Genomic DNA, 750 nt, shown 5'->3' with positions numbered 1-750 from the left:
AACATTCATCATGACTCGTTGATCACAACGCGAAACGCTCACCTGATCCGAAGTCCACCACGCCACGGGGCACTATCCGATCCACAAGGCCGTCGCGCGGAGGATCTGGTGCAGCGAAAGTTCAACCCGGTTGCGCCAAATATGTTGTGGGTAGCTGACTTCACCTACGTTTCGACGTGGTCAGGTTGGGTCTATGTCGCGTTCGTCATCGATGCGTATTCACGGCGGATTCTGGGTTGGAGGACTGAGACGACGATGACGACACCGTTGGTGCTCGATGCGATCGAGCACGCAATCTGGACCCGCCGCAGAGAAGGGATTACCGACTTGTCCGGGCTCATTCATCTTTGGCGACCGCGGGTCGCAATACATGTCAATTACGTTCACCGACAGGCTCATTGAGGTCGGTATCGATGCCTCGATCGGAGCTACCGGATCGAGCTACGATAATGCTCTGCCGAGACGATCAACGGTCTCTACAAGACCGAGTTGATCAAACCGCGCGGGCCGTGGCGAACGGTCGAACATGTGGAAATCGCCACGTTGGAGTGGGTGGACTGGTTCAACCACCGACGTCTCTACGAGCACTGCGGCGATGTGCCGCCGGTCGAACTCGAGGCGTTCTACTACGGTGAACACAGAACTACGCGAATTGCGGAGTTCTCAAATCAGTAAGTCTCCGGACTCGCCGGGATGCTTCTATATCTTTCAAGACACCAAGATTGGGTGTGCAGTGGCAAGTGTCCGGAA

Annotated in this window: 1 pseudogene; it reads left to right on the top strand. The window is 55.9% G+C overall.

Annotation, left to right across the window (positions count from 1 at the left end):
* Positions 1-675, top strand: a pseudogene (locus tag R4P65_RS33035) (IS3 family transposase); the annotation flags it as partial.
* Between the last annotated feature and the right edge of the window lie 75 nt (positions 676-750).

Origin of the sequence: Rhodococcus sp. IEGM 1318, from assembly GCF_033142465.1 — a bacterium.
Lineage (GTDB): Bacteria > Actinomycetota > Actinomycetes > Mycobacteriales > Mycobacteriaceae > Rhodococcus_F > Rhodococcus_F qingshengii_B.
The sequence above is the reverse complement of the archived record's forward strand: the minus strand, read 5'-3'. Positions and strand labels throughout refer to the sequence as shown.